This window comes from Streptomyces apocyni (assembly GCF_009739465.1).
GTDB classification, from domain to species: domain Bacteria; phylum Actinomycetota; class Actinomycetes; order Streptomycetales; family Streptomycetaceae; genus Streptomyces; species Streptomyces apocyni.
The window spans coordinates 42,415-58,174 of sequence record NZ_WHOM01000046.1; the positions used below are offsets into that span (position 1 = coordinate 42,415).

At 71.0% G+C, this 15,760-nt stretch carries 11 protein-coding genes; 9 read left to right on the forward strand and 2 right to left on the reverse strand.

What is annotated here, in order from left to right; genetic code table 11:
- The first annotated feature begins 230 nt into the window (after positions 1-230).
- From GCN81_RS11900 to GCN81_RS11930, 7 genes are all read left to right on the forward strand, one after another.
- Positions 231-1,220: an alpha/beta hydrolase gene (locus GCN81_RS11900; RefSeq protein WP_156724513.1), complete on the forward strand. Its 990-nt coding sequence runs from the start codon at positions 231-233 to the stop codon at positions 1,218-1,220.
- Positions 1,221-1,234: 14 nt separating this feature from the next.
- Positions 1,235-2,827: a peptidoglycan DD-metalloendopeptidase family protein gene (locus GCN81_RS11905; protein ID WP_156724514.1), complete on the forward strand. Its 1,593-nt coding sequence runs from the start codon at positions 1,235-1,237 to the stop codon at positions 2,825-2,827.
- Positions 2,828-2,868: 41 nt separating this feature from the next.
- Positions 2,869-4,917, forward strand: a complete 2,049-nt coding sequence (locus GCN81_RS11910; RefSeq protein WP_156724515.1) for a family 43 glycosylhydrolase — start codon at positions 2,869-2,871, stop codon at positions 4,915-4,917.
- Between the two features lie 132 nt (positions 4,918-5,049).
- Positions 5,050-5,817 (forward strand): FHA domain-containing protein, encoded by a 768-nt coding sequence (locus tag GCN81_RS11915; RefSeq protein WP_156724516.1) that lies wholly within the window; start codon positions 5,050-5,052, stop codon positions 5,815-5,817.
- A 6-nt stretch (positions 5,818-5,823) separates the two neighbouring features.
- Positions 5,824-7,239, forward strand: a complete 1,416-nt coding sequence (locus GCN81_RS11920; protein ID WP_231626665.1) for a serine/threonine-protein kinase — start codon at positions 5,824-5,826, stop codon at positions 7,237-7,239.
- Between the two features lie 222 nt (positions 7,240-7,461).
- A complete protein-coding gene (locus GCN81_RS11925) occupies positions 7,462-8,520 on the forward strand; it encodes a BTAD domain-containing putative transcriptional regulator (RefSeq protein ID WP_156724517.1) in 1,059 nt (352 codons plus the stop codon).
- A 44-nt stretch (positions 8,521-8,564) separates the two neighbouring features.
- A complete protein-coding gene (locus GCN81_RS11930) occupies positions 8,565-10,217 on the forward strand; it encodes a peptidase M23 (protein WP_156724518.1) in 1,653 nt (550 codons plus the stop codon).
- A 157-nt stretch (positions 10,218-10,374) separates the two neighbouring features.
- Here GCN81_RS11930 and GCN81_RS11935 read toward each other — a convergent pair whose 3' ends face one another.
- Positions 10,375-11,469: an alpha/beta hydrolase gene (locus tag GCN81_RS11935; RefSeq protein ID WP_156724519.1), complete on the reverse strand. Its 1,095-nt coding sequence runs from the start codon at positions 11,467-11,469 to the stop codon at positions 10,375-10,377.
- Between the two features lie 34 nt (positions 11,470-11,503).
- Complete coding sequence (locus tag GCN81_RS11940; protein ID WP_456115046.1) at positions 11,504-13,960, reverse strand: penicillin acylase family protein; 2,457 nt, start codon at positions 13,958-13,960, stop codon at positions 11,504-11,506.
- A gap of 329 nt (positions 13,961-14,289) precedes the next feature.
- Between GCN81_RS11940 and GCN81_RS11945 the strand changes: the two genes are divergently transcribed.
- A complete protein-coding gene (locus GCN81_RS11945; RefSeq protein ID WP_156724521.1) occupies positions 14,290-15,216 on the forward strand; it encodes a hypothetical protein in 927 nt (308 codons plus the stop codon).
- Positions 15,217-15,312: 96 nt separating this feature from the next.
- A complete protein-coding gene (locus GCN81_RS11950) occupies positions 15,313-15,732 on the forward strand; it encodes a peptidase inhibitor family I36 protein (protein ID WP_156724522.1) in 420 nt (139 codons plus the stop codon).
- Positions 15,733-15,760 lie beyond the last annotated feature (28 nt).

The following is a 15,760-nucleotide window of genomic DNA, read 5'->3' on the forward strand; positions in this document are numbered from 1 at the left end:
ACGCACTCTCCTGGGCGTGCTGTGGGCGTATGCGGACGGTTCCCTGCCGCCAGCCTCGGATCCACCGGCGACCGTACGGGATCGCGTCTGTAGCGGACACGCGTCGGGTCTGTCAGTCCGTAAGGTTCCGGGTACTCCCGCCGGGCGGGCTTCGCTAGCTTCCGAACCGGCCGCGCCGCCGGAACGGGCGGCCGGATTCCCCCATCCACGCTCGCCCACAGGAGGTCACTGTGACCGCGCAGAAGCCCACCCGCAGGAGCATCCTCAGGACCGCTGGCGGACTCACCGCCGCGGCGGCCCTGGGCGCCGGAGGCGTCCTCGCGGGGGCGACCACGGCCGCGGCGGTCGGCAACGGCCGCGGCCTGACCATCACGCAACGCGACGAGCGGGACCACCGGATGTGGTACTACCGGTTCCGGACCGACGCGATCGGCTGGGACCCCGCGGTCAACGTGCTGCTGCCCGACGGCTACCACACCAGCGGACGCCGCTACCCCGTCCTCTACCTGCTGCACGGCGGCGACCAGGACTTCATCACCTTCGACGCGCACCACAGGATCCGGGAGGTGACCGCCTGGAAGAACCTCATCGTCGTCATGCCCGACGGCGGACGCGCGGGCTGGTACTCCAACCCGGTCGGCTCCAACGTCGGCCCCCGCAACTGGGAGCACTTCCACATGGCGCAGCTGCTGCCATGGATCGATGACAACTTCCGTACCTACAACGAGTACGACGGCCGCGCCGTCTCCGGCTTCTCCATGGGCGGCTTCGGCGCGCTGAAGTACGCGGCCAAGTACTACGGCCACTTCGCCTCGGTCAGCGCCCACTCCGGCCCGGCCAACCTGCGCGGCGCCAACGGCAACCTGGTGACGAACTGGGCCAACCTGTCCTCCGCCGCCGTGGAGTTGGGCGGCGGCAGTGTCTACGGCATGCCGAACTGGGATGAGGCCCGGGTCAGCGCCGACAACCCGGTCGAGCGCATTGAGAGTTACCGGAACAAGCGGGTCTTCCTGGTCGCCGGCACGAGCCCCGATCCGATCAACTGGTGGGACCTGGCCAACGAGGGGATGGTCCTCCGCACCCAGCGGGAGTTCCGGCACCACCTCGACCGCGTGGGCATCCCGCACGAGCCGCACGAGGTGGACGGTGGTCATTTCGTCCGCCACGAGCTGCTGGTGCGTGACATCGACGGCGTCATCGCCCGTCTGCGCAAGGCGTGACGGGCGGACGTCACATGTCGCTCGGTCTTTCCCGGCTTTCCCAGATTTCCCGGCTTTCCCGGCGCCTGACGGCATGTGTGCCGAGACGGGCCGTCGTCGCGCTCATCGCGGCGACGGCGGTCCTGGTGACGGGGCCCGCGGTGGCGGCGCCAGCCAAGGCGCGGGCGGCCACCGCGCAGACCTCCGACCGGGCGGCCGGCTTCGCCGCCGCCTGCCCGGCCACCGGTTTCATCTCCCAGGGCTACACCCCGGGCCACAACGGCATCGACGTCGCCGCCGACTACGGCACCCCGATCTACGCTGTGGGCGACGGCGAGGTGACCATCTCGGGTTACGACCCCGGTGGCTACGGCCAGTGGATCCGCATCCTGCACCCCGACGGCACCACCACCGAGTACGGCCACATGTACCAGCGGGACGTCCAGGCGGGCGATCGCGTGACAGCCGGGCAGCAGATCGCGCTGATGGGGAGCGAGGGCCAGTCCAGCGGGCCCCATCTCCATCTGCGGGTCTGGGTGAACGTGGGCACGGGGGTGCACACCGACCCGATCCCGTACCTGGCGGATCGCGGCGTCAACATGCCCTGCACACCGGGCAGCGACCCCCGTCCGGTGCCGTTGGAGCATCCGGCGGAGTCGGGGCGTGTGGTGTCGGCGCGGTCGGCGGACGGTCGCCTTGAGGTGTTCGCCGCCGGGGTTGACGGCGTCCATCACGCCTGGCAGGAGAGCGTCAACGGGGCCTGGTCGGACTGGGAGCCCCTCGGTGGGCCGCCCGGCTCGGAACTCGCGATCGGGCCGAACGCCGACGGTCGGCTTGAGCTCTTCGCCATCAACGGCGACGTCTTCCAGCACCGCTACCAACTCCAGCCGTCGGGCGGCTGGTCCGGCTGGGAGTCCTTCGGCCGCGGCGGGCGTGATATCGCCGTCGGCGCCAACGGTGACGGCCGCCTCGAAGTGTTCGCCTCAGGACCCGACGCCGTACTGCACAGGTACCAGACCGCGCCCAACGGCGGCTGGTCCGGCTGGGAGGCCACCGGCGGCGGACCCGCGAACAGCCGTATCGAAATGGAGAAGGCGCCCGATGGACGGCTTGAGGTGTTCGCACTCAACGGCGACACGTTCCAGCACCTGTACCAGACAGCCGTCAACGGCGGCTGGTCCAGCTGGCAGCCGTTCGGCACCGGCGGACACGACCTGACCCTGGACCACAACCAGGACGGCCGCCTTGAGGTCTTCGCCTCAGGACCCGAAGGCGTCTTCCACAGGTACCAGACCAGCCCCGCCGACTGGTCGGGCTGGGAGGAGTTCGGCGGCCCGGCCGACTCCCAACTCACCAGTCAGCGCGCCGCTGACGGTCGCATCGAGGTGTTCGCCATCAACGGCACCACGGCCCAGCACATCTGGCAGACCGCCGTGAACGCCCCCTATGGCGCGTGGGAGCCCTTCGGCGATGGTGGCACCGAGATCACCGCGACGGCCAACGCCGACGGCCGCATCGAGGTGTTCGGCACCAACCCCACGGGCGTCTACCACCGATGGCAGACCGGATTCTCCACCTGGTCCACGTGGGCCTGGCTCAACAACACCCCCGGACCCGGGGTCAACTGATCCGCAGTCAGCTGACCTCGGTGTCGGTCTGGAGCAGTCTCGTGCATCCGATCAGCAGGCGGCGCCTGCTGCGGGCGGCCGGAGCGGGAGCCCTCGTGCTCCCGCTCGCGGGCCGTACCACGGCCGCCGCCTCGGCCGCCTCCGACGCCTTCGCCGACGGCCCGGCGTCCCGCTCCTGGGTGGGCGCCGGTTCCCTCACCCACGTCTACGACCCGTCCACACCCGGTCGGCGTCGCTACCTCAACGACCACACGCTGATCCGAGCGAACGACCGGTGGCATCTGTTCAGCATCGTCGGTGACAGCGCGGCCCCCGGCGAGGCGCCGGACAGCGCCGCCGAGACCGCCTTCGCGCATGCCTCCGCGCCCGACCCGTACGGCCCGTGGACGACCCACGCCGACGCGCTGACCGTCGCCCCCTCCTACCATGGCGAGGAGCACCTGTGGGCCCCGCACGTCATCGAGGCCCACGGCACGTACTGGATGTTCTACGCCGCCGGCGGCCGCACCGGGGCCGCGATCAACCTCGCCACCTCCACCGACCTGTTCACCTGGACCCGGGTGCCGTCGGGGCCGCTGTTCCGGGGGCTCGTGGCGCGTGACCCCATGGTCGTGCGGATCGGCGCCGAGTGGGTCATGTACTACACCGAGCTCTCCGCCGCCGACGGCCGTCACCTGGTCTGCTACCGCAGGTCCGGCGACCTGCTGCGCTGGAGCGCTCCCGGCGTCGCGTACGCCGATGAGGTCACCGACGCCACCGGCGTCTCCGTCACCGAATCGCCCTCCGTGGTCGAACGCGACGGGTGGTACTACCTGTTCATCGGGCCACGGGGCGGGTATGACGGCACGGACGTTCTCGCTTCTCAGGACCCCTTCCGCTTCACCCTCGACGCCTACGCGGGTCATGTGCCCGGCCACGCGGTCGAGCCGGTCACTGACGGGCGACGGTGGTACGCGAGCGCCGCGGGCTGGTTCCGGAGCGGCCTCTATCTGGCCCCGCTGCACTGGCGGGACACGCCGCCCGCGTGGCAGAGCCCGGACAACCCGGTCGCCGCCCTGGATGTGCGGGACCGCCTGACCGTGTTCGCCCTCGACGCCGGTGACCGCTCGATGCTGCGGCGCGTCCAGCTCGACCCACACGCCGACATCTGGTCGGACTGGGAGCCGTTCGGCGGACCGGCGGGCGCGGTCCCCATGCTCGGCCGCAACGCCGACGGCGGTCTTGAGGTGTTCTCGCTCGCTCCCGGCGGCGCCAACCTGCACCACCGGGTGCAGCGGCCGGACGGCGGCTGGCACGACTGGGAGGAGTTCGGCGGTCCGGCCGGGGCCGCCCCCGCCGTCGCCCGCGACGCCGACGGCTGCCTTGAGGTCTTCGCGCTGAGCCCCGGCGGCGGGGGTATCGCCCGGCGGCGGCAGAGGTCGCCCGGGGCACTGGCCTGGGAGCCGTGGAACATCGGATTCGGCGGTCCGGCCGGAGCCCCGCCCGTCGTCGCGGTCAACGCGGACGGCCGCCTGGAGGTGTTCGCCCTCGAACCCGGCGGCGCGGCGATCCTGCACCGGTGGCAGCAGGCGCCGGGCGGCGACTGGTCCGCGTGGAGCCGGTTCGGTACCGCGGCCGGTGCGGCGCCGCGGGTGGCGCGCGACGGCAGCGGTCGGCTCACCGTCGCCGCGATCGCCCCGTCCGGCGTGGCCTCCTTCCACCGCCGCCAGACGCAGCCGAGCGGCGGATGGGGGGAGTGGCGGTCGCTGTTCGGCTGGTCGGCCGCGGCCCCGCTGCTCGTCCCCAGCGCCGACGGGAGGCTGGAGGCGTTCGCGCTGTCCCCCGGCGGCGACCGGCTTGATCACCGCTGGCAGACCGCGCCCGGCGGCGACTGGGATCGGGGCGGTGAGTTCGGCGAGCCAGGCGCCGTACTCGCCGCCACACCGTCCGCAGCGGCCGACGCGACCGGGCGGCTCCATGTCTTCGCGGTCACCGCCGAAGGCCGGATACGGACCCGCGTGCAGGTCCGCCCGAGCGGCGGATGGCAGCCCTGGACCCTGTTCGGCGAGCGGGTCGTGGCACCCCTGCGGTCGGGCGCGCGCGCTCCGTGACAGGCGGCGCCGCGGCGCGATCCGATCGGTGGCCGTGAAACGTGACTCACGCCACTCAGTGAGTCCCCGCATGCTCACGGTAACGTTCGCTGTGGCCAGCAGCGTTGGGCATGTGGAGCGGGGAGCGGAGCGTTGAGCGGAATCGTCGTGTACCTGCCAGAAGGGGACGGTGCCCCTGCGACCCTCAGGCTCGGTCCAGGGCAACGCGTGCGGTTCGGCCGCGGCTCGTCCAGCACGCCGGTCGAGCTCCGCCTCGCCGACGCGACCGTCTCCCGCCTCGCCGGGGAGATCCACGCGACCGACGACCACTGGCAGTTGAGCAACCTCAGCGCCACCCACAGCTACCTCGTGCAGAATCCGGAAGGGGCGGGCGAGTACCTGCGCGTTCCGCCGCGCCGGGCTGGAGCGCCCATCCCGTTCGAATTCTCCCGGGTGGTGCTCCCCTCACGTCGCGACACCCCGGTCTCCTTCCAGGTGTTCGCACCCGACCATGTGTACCTCGACCCGCGCGCCATGGCCGGGTCCGGCGAGAGCCGCACCCTGACGGCGTACTCCCTGGACGAGACCGCTACGTACTTCCTGGTGCTCGTCGCGCTCTGCGAGCCGTGGCTGCGTGACAGTTGGCCGGTCGCGGTGCCGACCACGCCCCAGGTCGTCGAGCGGCTCCGCGACCATCCCGCGTGCGGCAGGCTGACGGCCCGCGCGGTCAGTTCGCACCTCGACTACCTCGCCGACGAGAAGCTGCGGGTCCAGGTGCCCGCCCCCGACGGAGGCGGACGGGCGGACCGCAGGAACGGCAAGCGCGAGGCCGTGGTCGCGGTCGCGCTGAAGTTCGGCGTCATCAGGGAGGAGCATCTCGCGCTGCTGCCGCGCCGAGCCCAACCCGCGACCAGGCGGTAGGCCGTGGTGACCCTGCACGACCGGGCCGCCTCATGGGGCAGCGGCCGCTGTGAACTCCTGCCCCGCGGGCACCGCGTGGGCGGCTGGATCGTCGACGAGCCGATCGGCGCCGGAGGCTGGGCCACCGTCTACGCCGCACGTCCGGCGGACCGCGCGGACGGTCCCGAGGTCGCCCTCAAGGTCATGCCGACCGCCGGACTGGCGCCCCGCCAGGTCCGTGACGTGGTCGAAGCCGCCCGCCGCGAGGTCGAGGTCGGGCGCGCGGCGCCGCACCCGAGGCTCGTCAGGCTCCTCGACACGCTCGTGCTGAGCACACCGGTCCAGCCGTCGCTCGACGGGGCGATCGTCCTCGTCATGGAGCGGGCCGCACGCAGCCTGCGTGACCTGCTCGCCACGGGCATCACCGAGAGCGAGGGTGAGCGGATCGTCGCCGGAATCTGCGAGGGCCTCGCCCATCTGCACCGTATCGGCTGGGTGCACACCGACCTCAAGCCCGAGAACATCCTCATCGGCCAGGACGGCGAGGTGAGACTCTCGGACTTCGGCTTCGCCATCGAACTCAGCGGCACCCACGGCTACGCGGCCCCCATGGGCACCCCGGACTACCTTCCGCCCGAGCGATGGCGGCAGCCGCTGGGGGAGCGGGGCGTCCAAGTCCGGTCCACGGCCGACATCTGGGCGCTCGGGATCGTGATCCACGAGGTGTTCGCCGCGGGGGTCTCGCCGTTTCCCGGTGCGACGCCCGGCGCGCGGGGTGCCGCCGTACAGGAGTACGCCGACGGCAGGGCGCCGCTGCGCATGGACAACGCCGTGCCGGAGTTCTGGCGCGCGCTGGCCGCCGACTGCCTCGCCCCCACCCATGCCGCCCGGGCCGCGCACACGGCCGAGAACCTGCTCGAACGGATTGAGGCCGCCGTGCGGTCGCCGGGCCGTCGGCCGCCGCGTCTCCGGTCCTGGTCCCGATCCCGGTCCCGATCCCGGTCCCGGACCCGCTTCCGTACCGGGCTCCTCGGCGCCGTCCTCACCCTCGCGGCGGGTGCGACGACGGCCGTCCCTGTGTGGTGGCCTTGGGGCCAGGACGATTCCGGCCAAGGGCCCGCTAGTGTCCGGGTGTTCAACGCCGAGCGCGGCTGTCAGGACCGTGCGGACCGCGACCCGCACTGCAGTCTGGGCCTCGCGAAAGACCCGCGCCAGCCTTACACGGCCGAGAACGTCGTGGAGACCCGGGTGTGGCACGACGACGTCCTTGAGGCGGACTGTCGACTGCGCGACGGCCAGCCCATCATCGACGAGGAGGACCTGCGCTCCACCGTCTGGTTCCGGATCCGCCTCCCCCGCACGGACCCGGCGTCCACGGCCTGGCTACCCGCCGTACGCACCCGCGAGGGCCCGGCGCTTCCCTGGTGCGGCGTGTCGCCGTAACCGCCCCGAGCGTACGGCACCGCTCTGGCGGCCCCGACGACCGTACGACCGCGACCCGCGCACGGTTAATAGTCCCGCGCACGAGCCGACGCGAGATCGAGGATGCCTGGTCTGGTCCCGGGTGTCACTCCGGATCGTTCCGGATGCCCCGCCCGGCGCTCCCCCCGCTACCTTTCGACGGCGCCCGCAAGACCGACCCGTCTGGAGCCCGGGGGAGCAGCGATGCCCGCGCACGTCACCACCGACCGCCCTACCGCCACCGCGCTCACGCACCAGGAGCGCCAGGTGCTCGCCGCGGTCGGCTGCGGTCTGCGGGACGACGAGATCGCCGCCGCCCTCGCGATCCGTGAGGACACCGTGGCCGAGCAGCTCGCGCGGATCCTGGTGCGGCTCGGGCTGCGCGACCGGCACGCCGCCATCGTGCACGCCTTCGACTGCGGTCTGGTCGTCCCCGGACGCGGCCCCCGCACGCGGCCGGTGCGACCGGCCCAACCGACCCAACCGGCCCAACCAACGACGGCCGTACCCGTGGCGGCACCACGGATACGGATCTCCCTGCTCGGTCCAGTGCGGGCATGGCGGGACGAACGGCCCCTGAACCTGGGGCACCTGCGCCAGCGAACCGTCCTGGCGGCCCTGGCGCTGGGCGAGGGGCGAGCCTTCAGCCACAAGGAACTGCTCGATGCCGTATGGGGGATGGAGCCGCCGGTCGCGAACGTGGTGCCGGTGTACGTCTACCGGCTGCGCAAGGCCCTGGGCGTCGGAGACGGTCAGGCCCCGGTCATCGAGCGCGGGCCGCGTGGCTACCAACTGACCTCCGCCGACGTCGACGTGGACGTGGCCCGCGTGCGGCAACTGGTCGCCGGTGTCGGGAAGGCCGAGCGGGCGGGCGAACCGCTGGAGGCGGTGCGCCTGTGCGCCCAGGCCCTGGAGCTGTTCCGCGGGGAGCCCCTGGCCGGTCTGCCGGGGCCGCTCGCCGAACTCGAGCGGCTGCGGCTCACCGAGCGCAGGATCGCCCTCGTACAGCGGAAGGTGGAGTGGCAGCTGCGTCTCGGCCAGGACGCCGACGCGATCGCCGAGTTGTTCGCCCTGTCGGCGGCGCACCCTCTCAACGAACCACTGGCCGCGACGCTCATGCGGGCGCTGCACCGGAACGGACGCCAGGTCGACGCCTTAACGGTGTTCGAGCGTTCCCGCCGCCGCCTCGCCGACGATCTCGGGGTTCCGCCGAGCCGGGTGCTGTGCCAAGCGCGCCAGATGATTCTCCGCGTCGGCGCGTGAGCGTCGCCGAACGGACTTCGCCATTCACGACAGAAGGGCACTCCATGCCAAGAACCAGCTTAATCCGAATACTCACCAGACTCGCCTGGGTGGCCGTTGCCTGGGTGATGGTCATCGGGACGACCGCGTCGGCCGCCGTCGCGGGGCCCGAGCCCGTTCCGAAGCCGGATGACGACGACCGATCCAACTTCTCCCGGTTCTCCAGCCTGGCCATTCCGACCGCGCCGTGTGACCCGGCGGGCCCGTCGGCCATGGACGGCGTCCTGGCCGACCAGCTCAACCCGCAGCTGAACGCGAGGATGGCCGGCCGGCTGAACGCCTACCGGGTGTCCTGCGCGCGGATGGTGACGCAGGCGGTGAAGGACCGGGGGCTCAACCCGAGAGCCGCGGCGATCGCCCTCTCCACGGTCATCGTGGAGACCGACATCAACAACTACTCCCAGGCTGTCGACCACACCAGCATCGGGCTGTTCCAGCAGCAGGACTGGTGGGGCACCAAGGAGCAGCGTCTGGACCCGGTCTACGCCACCAACGCCTTCCTGGACGATATGGAACGGCGGTTTCCGGACGGCTCGTGGAACAACACCCCGATCGGCGAGGTGTGCTGGCGTGTGCAGCAACCGAGAGAGGACCTGCGCGGCCTGTACGCGATCGAGGCAGGCGACGCCACGCTGATCGCCCATGCCTTGTGGTCCGGTACGAGCGGCGGTCCCAGGCACCCGTACGCCTCCGGCCGGGTCGTGTCCGGTCAGTCCGCTGACGGGCGCCTTGAGGCTTTCGCCGCGGGCGCCGACGGCGTGTACCACGCGTGGCAGACCGAGGTGAACGGCGCCTGGTCGCCGTGGCGGTCGGCGGGCGGTCCGCGCGACGCCCAGCTTGCGGTGGCGCCCAACGCGGACGGCAGGCTTGAGCTCTTCGCGCTGTCGGAGAGCACGTTCGAGCACATGTGGCAGACCGGGCCCGGCGCCGGGTGGTCGTCCTGGGCGAAGTTCGGCACCGGCGGGCACGGGTTGGCCGCGGGCAACAACGCCGACGGCCGGATCGAGGTGTTCGCCTCCGGTGCCGACGGCGTGTTCCACCGCTGGCAGACGGCGCCCAGCGGAGGCTGGGACGCCTGGGAAGGCACCCACGGCGGCCCGGCGAACGCGCGACTCGCCATGGAGACCGCGCCCGACGGGCGACTTGAGGTCTTCGCGCTGTCCGACTCGACGTTCCAGCACCTGTACCAGACGAGCGCCAACGGCGGGTGGTCCGCCTGGGAGGACTTCGGCACCGGAGGACACGCCGTCGCCGCCAGTCACAACCAGGACGGCCGGATCGAGGTGTTCGCCTCCAACGCAGAGGGCGTGTTCCACCGTTGGCAGACCAGCCCGACGTCGTGGTCGCGGTGGACCGACACCGGCGGGCCCCGCGACGCCGAGCTCGCCACGTCGCGCTCCGTCGACGGGCGCGTGGAGGTGTTCGCGATCAACGGAACCACCGCGAGCCACTCCTGGCAGTCCGCACCGAACGCGGAGTTCTCGCAGTGGGAGACCTTCGGCGGCGGTGGTACGTCGATCGGCACGGCCAACAACGCCGACGGTCGCATCGAAGTCTTCGGAACCAACGAAACCGGCGTGTACCACCGATGGCAGACCGGCTTCGCCACCTGGTCGAAATGGGCCTGGCTGAACGACTCCGGCCCCGCGATGCCCTGACCGCGCCGCCGCTGTGGACCGGGTCCGGAGAGGGAAGGAAGCCTCCGGACCGCGCGCCCGCCGTCGCCCCGTCCGCCGCTGGTGCGGCCTGCGGGACGACGGCGGGCGCTTGCCGTCAGGCGGTGGAAGCCTGCCGTGAGGCAGTGGAAGCGTGCCGTCAGGCGGCGGCGAACTCCCTTTCCAGCCTGGGGATCAGATCCCGCAGGTCCTGTTCCCAGCACCCGGCGTTGTGGCCGCCGTCGCACTGGGTGCCCCAGCCGGCTCCGTCGCCGTAGTTGACGTAGTAGTAGGACATGTCCAGCCTGTCCATGGCGGCCTTGACGTTCTTGGCCGCACCCGCGACCCAGAACTCCATGGTGAGGGGCGAGCCGCCGCCGTCGCCCACGTAGATGGAGACCCCGACTCCCGCGTCGGCCAGCCTGTCCATGTGCTGCGACGGGTCGACCTCGTTCCACCGCCAGTCGGCGTTGAACACCGGGTAGGGCGAGCCGAACGCGGCGTCACTGCCCACCGCGGGCTTGTACGGGGAGTCGTTGGGGTCACAGAATCCGGACGCCGAGGCGCACACAACGCCCGGCGCGTTGATGAGGGTGGCGACGACGGCCAGCCTGAGGTCCATGGACCTGGCCGACAGGTCGATGTCTCCGGACAGCGACGCGGTGTGGCTGAACAGGTCGGGACGGACCTGGGCGTAGTGGAAGGCGCCGAACCCGCCCATCGAGACCCCGGCGATGGCCCGGGCCTTCTTGGCGGCGATGGTCCGCAGGTTCGCGTCGATGAACGGAACTACCTGCTTGAGGTGGAAGTTCTCCCAGTTCTGGGCCCCTGCCGCGGTGTTCTGGTCGAGCCAGTTGGCGTACCAGCTCCGAGCGCCGCCGTCCGGGATGACGGTGATCATCTCGTCCGACATCGACAGCGCCGGATACGTCTGCCCGACCGGATCGTCGGGCGAGCCGTGCAGGAAGTACAGCACCGGGTAGCGCCGGTCCGGATCGTCGTAGTAGCCGCTCGGGAGGATAATCTTGATGTGCTGCTCGCCCGCGACCTCGGGTGTGGTCACGGTGAGGTAGAAGTTGGTGGCGTTTCCGTTGGCCGCGCCGACCTGGGTCAGGCCGAAGCCGTCCGTCATCGGCGGTGGTTCGGCACCGGAGTCAGCGGCCTGTGCCGAACCCGTCGGCGCGATCACGGTCACGGCCACGGCGGCGAGCAGCCAGGCCACCGCGAGTCGCCACCAGTGTGCTCTCCTCGTCACTGCGTTCTCCCTCTCGTTGACGTCCTCTGCGTGCTCAGTTCAGAACCTTGGTCCGCAGTTCCGGTGCGGCCGCGATCTGGTCCTCCGTGAACCGCGCGGTCACCCACTTACCGTCCGAGAACAACTTGGTCTGGTCGGCGTAGTGCGGCGAATTCGGGTTGGCGGACTGCGAGTAGGCCATCACGGAGAACGCCTGTGGCGGCCCGTCGGCGGTGAACCGCACGTGCTGGATGAAACTGGACCCGTACACGACGTCCGGTTTTCCGTCCACCTGGCCGGGGGTGATCACGTTCAGCACGCCCAGTTCGCTGAGCGAGCCGTGGATCGGAATCCGCTCCCCACCGCGGGTGACCTTCTGGACGTCCGACAGCGGCGCGTCCAGGGCGATGCCCGCCTTGCGCAGCGCGAGCACGGCGCGACCGAACGCGTCACGGACCTCCGAACTCCCCGAGTCCAGCGAATTGGGGGTGTGCACCGGGTCCTTGGGGTCGAAGGGCACCCGCCACGGCAGTTTGTCGACGCCCCGTCCGTTGAGCAGGAGGAACCAGTAGTTCGCGAAGAGCCAGGAGCCCCGACTGTCCGACGTATAGGCGTGGCTCTTCCAGGCAGCCAGGATCGGACACGCCTCGCGCACGTTGACCAGGGTGCCGTCCACCAGGATGAGCCCGAAGGGGGCGTTCTGGCACATCTTCACCGTGGCGTTGAGGGCGAGGTCGGCCGCCCTGCTCTTGTCGGCGAACAGCAACCGCCCCATCGTCTCCGGGGTGAAGCCCTTGCCCGGCAGGCCGTCGGTTCCGTTGATCCGGTTCCGCGCGGTCAGGATGAGTTCCTGGGTACGCAGCGATCGCGGCGCCGAGCTGTCGCCCATCACCCGGGGGAAGGACAGCGGCTGTTCGGGGTTGGCCAGCCAGGCGCTGTCGTTGGCGTTGCCCACGAAGTCGGACCGGATCAGGCGTGGCTGCTCGTGCGGGTCAAGCAGACCCGGTGCGACCGCGTTCGGGTCGTCGGGCCAGTCGCAAGCGCTGCGTTTGCCGTCGAGGATGGAGACCGGCGGCACGTTCGGCAGCGGCAGCGACTGGTAGAACAGCAGCTTGCCGGTTTCGGTGAGGCACGCTCGCGCGTGCTCGTCGGTGATGTTCGGGGTGGCCTGGATGTCCGCGTACAGGGCATTGCCCTCGCGGTCGGAGGCGACCGTGTTGAAGTACGGGATGCCCTGCGTCTTCTCCAGGATGTTCACCACATCATGGACGTCCTTGGCCTGGTCGAGGCCGAACCAGGTGTTCATCGCCCGCAGGTTGTGCATGTTCACGTCGCGTACGGCGTGCGCGCTGACCACCCAGGGCAGCGGGTTGCCCAGTATTGAGGTGGTGATCGGCCCGTACCGGGTGGACCACAACGTTCTGGCGACCTTGGAGAGCGAGCCGTCCGGCTTGCGTACGTCGACCGAGACCCGCTGCGAGGTCATCTGTTCCCAGTCGCCGTCCACCAGGTACTTGGTGGGGTTCAGCGGATCCACCTGTACGTCGAACAGTCCGAACGGGGCCACCGTGGCGACCGTATGGCTCCAGGCGACGTTCTCGTTGTGGCCGATGTTCACCGCGGGGAATCCCAGCAGGCTGGCCCCGGCGACGTTCACCTTGCCCGGAATCGTCAGCTGGCTCTGCCACATCCGGTTCTTGCCCTGCCACGGGAAGTGCGGGTTGGCCAGCAGCATGCTGGTCCCGCCGGACACGCCCTGCGAGCCGACCGCCAACGCGTTGCTGCCCATGCTCTGTTGGCGGCTCTCGGCCAGCGCGTCACGGATCTCGGCCGCGGTCTTCGCGGAGCTCTTCGCCGGGGTCTTCGCGGGTGGGGGCGCGGGCTGCCCGGTGGCTGTGGCGGCGGACCCGGGCGGTGCGGCGGTCACCTGGCCGTCCAGCAACGCGTCGGCGCTGCCCATGATGATCTCGGCATGCGCGTGCCGGTACACGTCCAGCTCCGTGAGGGGCCGCACCCAGGCCGCACCGCGACAGGCCGGGTCGGAGATGTCGTTCACGCCCGTCTCGGCCAAGTACCGGTTGTACCCCCGCACATAGCCGCGGATGGCCTCTTTGACCTCCGGCTCCGGGCCGTCGGGGGCGGGCTTGTCGAGGAGCCGCTCCACCACCCGGTCGTCCTTGATCCGCTGGAAGTACAGGTCGCTGTTGAGATTGGTGGTGGTGTTCTGCTTCTCTCCGGGGCTCGCCTTGCCATCGGGCCCCAGGTAGCGGGACCGCTGGGCGTTGACCATCAGATAGGTGTCGGCGAGGGTGCAGATGTTGTCCTTGGCCGCCGCGTAGCCGTAACCCGTCCCCAGTCCCTCCCAGTCCGAGGCGATGATGTGCGGGATCCCGTACTCGGTGTAGCGGATCGTCGGCTTCTCCGGACCCGCTTCGGCGGCGGCCGCCCCCGTGACCGTCGACCCGGTGGCCGCCAGCGTGCTCATCACCGCCACCGCGGCCATGGCCGCCATCGGCAGCCTCGTTCGGTATCTCCTCCGTGCCATCGCCGTCCTTCCCCTGTCGAGTGGGCCGTCGTCTGAACACGGCCACGCTAAGGAGGAGCGATGAAATCTCGATGACCGGGCGAAGAGCCCTCCACGGCGCGCGCCGGGAGGCCGCCCCGGCCCTACCTCACGGACCCGCGGGGCGTCATTCCGCGAGCTTCCGGATGGTGCGCCGCGCCGCGCCCCGGATACGTTCCGCAGCGTCACCCGGCGACGGACACCGCGAACCGCCGCGGACTGCCGCGAACCGCCAACGACACCGCATCGACGGCATATCGACGACACGAGGAGTTCCGATGAGCGGAAAGGGTCTGCTCCGGACGCTCGCCGTGATGACGGGTCTGCTGCTCGTCACGGCCTGCGCCGCCGCTGACCGGCCATCCGAGGACGAGGACACCGGCGGTCGGCTGCGCACCGGACTGAGCGACGCCGAGCGCGCGCTGCTCAGCGAGGCGGAGCAGCGGTTGATCACCAACTGCATGCGGGACAAGGGCTTCCAGTACGGGCTCGACCCCGACGCGCCGCGCACGGAAGCACCCGAACGCCGGTTTGGCCTGGACGACGTCGCCTGGGCCCGCCGACACGGCTACGGCTTGGCGGACGCGGCCCGTTCCGGCGACCGAGGCGGGAAGGCCGCCGCCGAGAACAGCCCCCAGACACGCTACCTGGCCTCCCTCCCGTCCCGGCGCAAGGCCGAGTTCGACCGTGCCCTCAACGGCACCGACCGCGCCGCGATCGTCGTCCCCGCGCCCGGCCGCGGCCAGATCTTCACCAGCGCCGACGGCTGCCAGGCTGACGCCCGCGGACGGCTCTACGGCGACCTGCGCAAGTGGACCGAGGCCAAGGCGACCGTGGTGAACCTGGCGTACGTCACCTTCGACGACGTGGTGGCGGAACCGCGGTACACCCGGGCACTGACCGACTGGCGCGCCTGCATGAAGACACGCGGGCTGGCCTATCCGAGCTCGTCGGAGGCCATCAGCGCCGTGGCGAAGGAGAACCGGTCCCGCACCGCCGAGGACGCGCGGAAGCACGAGGTGACCGTCGCGGTCGCCGACGCGGAGTGCAATCGCGAGGCCGGGCTGGCCAGGACGGGTGCCCGCCTGCAACGGGAGCACGTCCGGGACGCCGCGCGCCACGAGTTCGCGCGCCAGACCCGCTACTACACCCAGGCGGTCACCACCGCGCTCACCCGAGCCCGCTCCCTCGTGGGCTCCGACTGACCCCGCGCCAGTCAACCCGGCGCGGCCCCCGGCAGAAGCCGGAGAACCCACCAAGAGAACCCCCACCAAGAGAACCCCCACCAAGAGGAGAACACCATGCGGACCACCAAGCGTGCCCTGCTGGGGCTGGCCCTGGCCACCTTCCTGGTTCCGATCGCCGCCACGACCGCCCAGGCCGGGGGCACGTCCCCCACCTACACCCAGTGGAACCCGGGCAACTGCCTGGCTGGGAACCTGTGCGTCTACAAGGACATCAACTACGGACAGGGCGGGGCCGGTATCGCTATGTTCAAGTACGACAACCCCGTCTGGTCGGACACCCGGAACGCGTACATCGCCCAGGAGGACTCGTCCTGGTTCAACAACGGCACCGGCACCTCGTTCAGCTCCGTCATGGTCTACTCGGACTACGGCTACACGGGGAACGCCTTCTGCCTGGACAAGGGCTGGGGCAACACCTGGGACCGCGTGGCGAACGACCAGGGTGAATCCAACCGCTGGGTGAACGGCTGCTGACCCGCCCCGCGGCGCCAAGCCCGTTCCA